Genomic DNA, 5217 nt, shown 5'->3' with positions numbered 1-5217 from the left:
AATAATGAGTGATACGGAAGGTTCCCAGCGGCTTCAGATTGGCATCTGAAGATGCCGCAACAGGAGTTCCAACCTGTACTCCATTGACTTCACTTACGTTTCCTCCTGCCTCCACTGCCTCTGCAAAAACGCCCTCTCCACTGCTTTTTGAAAGGGTTCCCGCATCCAGAGTTTTATCAATTCCCGCATCTGCAGTCTGCACCGGTTCCGGCAGATCCAGAGCGCTGGTGGGGATATACCCGGTCTGCTCCGCTCCGTTTTCGTCCTCATAGGAAATTCTGCTCCACACTTCATTTACGGTTCCTGTGCGCTTTACCTGATCAAGCTCCAGCACTTCTCCCACTACTTCTCCGTCTTTTCTTCCCGGATAATCAAGAATACTGCTGTCTGCTTTTACCTCTACCTGATCGTTCTCCGGCTGAATCTGAATATCAGCACTGAGCATCTGATTCTGTATGTAACCGATCACCTTATTCCCGTTTTTTTCCACAGAAACTTTACTCCAGTTATTGTCGCACACAGCGCTTCTGGAAACTTCATCCCCAAGGCAGACCTCTGCAAGAGCCTCTCCTTCATCGCCGGGTACTGACCGGAGAGTTGCTGCCTTGGCTGTCACATAAAGTATGTCGCTGCACGCTGCGACCTTTACAGAATTGCCCTGTCCATCGTCTGTCTCAAAAGTCTGTGTGGTTTTATTTTCTTTCTGTTCTTCCTGCGTCACTGTCTGATAATCTGCCACATCCGCATAAACAGCAGTTCCCCTGAAAACCAAAATCGCTGATAACAGCAGAAGCCAGAATCTGTTTTTCATACTTTTCACCTTTTCTTTCCGGCTGCCCTGTTAAAAACTACATATTTTTACCGGCACAGCCTGTCTGTCACCTCTATGTTGTTTTATCATATCTCATTGTCTGTAAATGACCAAATATCAAGTTTCACACAGTGAAATCCGTAATATACGGACAAAAAAGAATTTTTTGCCTCTATATTTGCCTCTCAGAAAGACAAATCAGCGAGGATTTTGCTGCTTTTTAAATTTGCTCATTGATAGTTAAAAGGATAAGCCCGGTGTATGTTTTTATATGACCCACCAGCCTTTTCATTCTGCAATAGCTTACAAATCAGTATACATAAAAAATCTCTTAACTTTATATATTCATTGATGATTCAGATCTGAGTGCGATACTTCCTACAAATCATACCATAGACCTTTGTTATTTTCAATTTTCTATGTGGTGTTCACCAATTTTTAAGACTTTCATAATAATTCTTTTCTTTTCAAAACAGGGTTTTCCCGATACAATAATGCTATGAATACATCAGATAAAGAAACTTTAAAAATACAACAGAACAGATTGCCTGCAAGGCAGAAAGAAAGCAGTTCTGTCTCCTCAGACAACGTATCTTCTGCAAGATCCCAAAACAGAGTCTCCAATAACAAAGCCTCTGCTGCCAGTAAAAAAAGCGCTTCTGTTAAAAATCCCGGAGCTTCGCGCCGCCAGAAAACAGACTCCAGATCCCACCGGGAGCTTCGCGCACGCCGCAGAAAGCGCTTGAGACAAAAACAGGTACGAAAGCAGAAACTGTTTCTTGCCGCGGCATTGATCATTCTTCTGCTTGCTGTTACAGGCGGGATGATACGGTTCCGGCAGCAGCCGTCAGAGATACTTACTATTAACTCTGCCTGTGAAGCCTACCGTCAGGATGTGGAGACCATTGCCGCAGAATACGGAATGTCTGATTATACAGATCTGATCCTTGCTCTGATGATGCAGGAAAGCTCCGGCCGCGGTCCTGACGTTCTTCAGTCCTCTGAGGGCGCGTACAATAAAAAATACCCCCAGGTTCCAAATGGGATCACCGATACTTCCTACTCCATTGAATGTGGAATCCAGGAACTGAAATATGCAATGGAAAAAGCAGGCGTATCCAGCCCCACTGATATGGACAGAATCCGCCTTGCCCTTCAGGCTTATAATTTCGGCGCAGACGTTTACTTCTCCTACCTGGAAAAGAACGGTATCACCTCCTGGTCTGAAAAAACTTCAGAGGCTTTTGCCAAAATGGCCAGCGGCGAAACTGCGCGGTCTGAGGACGATCCTTTTTATGAGACTGCCGGCCCATGGGATTACGGCGATCAGAAATACCCGGAACACGTGCTGAGATATTATCATCCGTAAATCATTTTCTCCTGTCCTTCAAAATTGAGGGGGGAGGAAAAAATCACATCACTGCGGTCAATCCCTGGTAAATAAAAAAGCGGTTGGACATTCCGATTTAGTTCAGAGTATTCAACCTCTTTTCTTCATTTTTTGTTCATTTCATTTTTTCGGGTGGCAAATGGGTGGCAAACAGACTGCGCTTTATCCCTGAAATCCTGCAAAACCGCCTATTTTCGCACTGATTTGCAGTCAGGCTCCACATGGAACGACAGGCCCTGATTGATGCCGGCCGTCGGGAATTTTATCCAGACTAATATGATATATGCCAAAATATCTCCGTTTGTTTGCGGAAATATATCTGCAAATTCTGTAGTTAGACAACAATTATTGAGTTCTATAAAAATATCTGAATAGTCTACAAATCAAACTATTCAGACATTAAAAATTATAACGATATGAATATTTTATATTAATTAGTCGGCAATAAATTTCCCATACTCTTCAAACTGATGGCCAGAGTAGAAGTATTATGTAGCAATGCAGAAGTTGTCGGTCGGATTATGCCAGCCACTCCAAGTGCGATCAATGCTGCATTAATTCCAACGACTCCCCTATAATTCCCCTGGATACGATTAATCATGGCATTTGACAAGCGCTTTAGTATAACAATCTCCCTCAAATCTTCTGCTGCAATGGTTATATCTGCGATCTCTCGCGCAAGTTCTGCTCCATCGCTGATTGTAATTCCCGCATCTGAAGCTGAAAGAGCTGGCGAATCATTGATTCCGTCACCAATCATCACTACTTTTCTTCCTGCGGCTTTCTCTCTTTCAATGAAGTCTGCCTTGTCTTCCGGAAGCACTTCGGAATAATATTCATCCACTCCCACTCGTTTCGCAATGGATACTGCAGTACGTTCACTATCTCCTGTCATCATAACAATCTTGGAAATGCCTTCTTCTTTCAAAAGTCTTACCATCTCCCCGGCTTCTTCCCTGAGAGGATCTTCGATACAGATTACTGCAACCAGCTCTCCGTCAATGGCAAGAAACAGATGAGAATATTCTCCTGGAAGCGTATCGAACCGCTCCTGATATTCCGGACGAATCCGACACTTTTCATCCTCAAACACAAAATGGCTGCTGCCGATGACTGTTTTCTTCCCTTCTATATAGGAGGAAATACCGTGGGCAACAATATATTCTACTTTGGAATGCATCTCCTCATGATACAAACTTCTTCTTTTTGCAGCATCCACGACGGCTTTTGCCATGGAGTGTGGAAAATGTTCTTCCAGACAAGCAGCAATCCGCAGAGCTTCCGGTTCCGGATAATCGCCAAACACAATGACTTCTTTTACGATTGGTTTCGCCTTTGTCAGCGTACCGGTCTTATCAAATACGACGATATCTGCTTCTGCCACAGCCTCCAGATACTTCCCACCCTTTACGGTAATTCCATTCTGTCCTGCTTCCCGTATTGCAGAAAGGACTGCAATCGGCATAGCCAGCTTCAATGCACAGGAAAAATCCACCATAAGAACTGAGAGCGCTTTTGCAACATTTCGTGTCAGCAGACCAACGATAGCTGTTCCAGCCAGAGTATAAGGCACCAGACGGTCCGCCAGATGTTCCGCCTTGCTTTCCAGGTTTGATTTCAGTTTCTCTGAATCTTCGATCATTGTTACAATCTTCTCAAACCGGGTAGAGCCTGATACAGCTCTGACTACGATTTCCAATTCGCCTTCCTCCAAAACAGTTCCCGCATATACGGACTGTCCCTCGCATCTTCGTACCGGAAGAGATTCTCCGGTCAAAGATGCCTGGTTTACCATACCTTCTCCGCAAGACACTTCTCCATCAAACGGAATCACATTGCCCATATGTATGATCACCCTGTCACCCGGCAGGATATCCGAGACCGGAACTAAAATCTCCTGCTCGTCTCTTTTCAACCACACTTTTTTGATGTTTAGAGACATGCTACGTGCCAGATCCCCTACGGATTTCTTATGGGTCCATTCCTCCAGCAATTCTCCGATTCCCAGCAGAAACATGACAGAACCGGCCGTTTTAAAATCTCCCCTCAGTACGGACACACCAATTGCTGTTGCATCTAATACCGGAACTTCTATTTTCATTCTTGCAAGGCACCGGATCCCTTTTCCGATATATTGAAGTGCTTTCAAAGTCAGCCATGTTTTTCTCACCGGATTTGGTAAGAGCAATTTCCCTCCATAATGGAGTAATGTTTTTGTGATCAGTTTTTCCCTGTATGCAGAGTTTAAATCACGCCCGGAGCTTGAGATTACATTATCCGGAACATCTGCTTTCTCAAAATGAAACTGTTTTAATCCATGGATCAGTTCTTCCCTGTCCCCTGTATAATAGATCACAGCATCTGCGGTGCGCTCATATACTTTGACCTTTACAACATTTTTCTGTTTTTCAAGGGCCCAGCAAAGAACATCCGCCTCCGCACATGTCATCCGGTTGCGGATAACATGGATACGGAGACGGCCCTGTACTTCATGCTTGATAAGAAATTTCATCTTTTACCTATTCGTTTTCTTCCTGTTCAGACGCACCATCCTCCTGAACATCATCTTCCTGCACCTGCATTGCCTCTTCCTGCGCACGCTTTTCATTGATCTGTTGTGCTTCTGCAAGGATATCCTCTGCATTCTCCTGCACTGTTGTAACAGTCTTCATAACGCAGTCTTTTGCCCTCAGCACAGCCGCAGTACAGTTTGTATATACCTTTTTTGCGTCCTTACTGGAAAGAAGCTTTACACCCGCAGTCCCAAATACGACTCCTCCTGCAAAACATCCGATTTTTTTCAAAGTAGAATCACTAAACATCCTATGTACCTCCTGATCATTTGTGTTTATAGCCTGTATAGAATACCATCAAAAAGCAAAAGACAGACGCCCATGCCCAAAGCCTATGTTGTTTCACAACCGCATCACCTCCTTCTCTATAAGACTCTGTTTTTTATAATAATACTTTCTTTTTCACCGTTCATTCCCGCTTTCTCCCATATGAAATACCACGG

General features: G+C 44.2%; 4 protein-coding genes. 1 reads left to right on the top strand and 3 read right to left on the bottom strand.

The features are described 5' to 3' along the window. Nucleotides 1-811, bottom strand: an 811-nt coding sequence (locus QVP40_RS09995; RefSeq protein ID WP_288200462.1) for a hypothetical protein, incomplete at its 3' end; no start/stop codon positions are given. Between the two features lie 742 nt (nt 812-1553). On the opposite strand from QVP40_RS09995, the gene QVP40_RS09990 reads away from it, so the two are divergent. Beyond that, nucleotides 1554-2180 (top strand): lysozyme family protein, encoded by a 627-nt coding sequence (locus QVP40_RS09990; RefSeq protein WP_287576008.1) that lies wholly within the window; start codon nt 1554-1556, stop codon nt 2178-2180. A 451-nt stretch (nt 2181-2631) separates the two neighbouring features. Here QVP40_RS09990 and QVP40_RS09985 read toward each other — a convergent pair whose 3' ends face one another. Together QVP40_RS09985 and QVP40_RS09980 are read right to left on the bottom strand one after the other, a co-directional pair. Next, a complete protein-coding gene (locus QVP40_RS09985; protein WP_022068297.1) occupies nt 2632-4713 on the bottom strand; it encodes a heavy metal translocating P-type ATPase in 2082 nt (693 codons plus the stop codon). Nucleotides 4714-4720: 7 nt separating this feature from the next. Further along, nucleotides 4721-5023 carry a DUF6110 family protein gene (locus QVP40_RS09980; protein WP_022068296.1) on the bottom strand — a complete coding sequence of 101 codons (303 nt, stop codon included), beginning with the start codon at nt 5021-5023 and terminating at the stop codon, nt 4721-4723. Between the last annotated feature and the right edge of the window lie 194 nt (nt 5024-5217).

It is taken from the genome of Blautia sp. CAG:257 (assembly GCF_000433815.1).
GTDB lineage: Bacteria > Bacillota > Clostridia > Lachnospirales > Lachnospiraceae > Blautia_A > Blautia_A caecimuris.
Note: the sequence above shows the minus strand (reverse complement) of the source record. Positions and strands in the feature narration are given on the sequence as shown.

Coding starts and splice junctions, on each gene's coding strand:
- QVP40_RS09980 (WP_022068296.1), bottom strand. CDS start 5,023: ATGTTTAGTGATTCTACTTTGAAAAAAATCGGATGTTTTGCAGGAGGA.
- QVP40_RS09985 (WP_022068297.1), bottom strand. CDS start 4,713: ATGAAATTTCTTATCAAGCATGAAGTACAGGGCCGTCTCCGTATCCAT.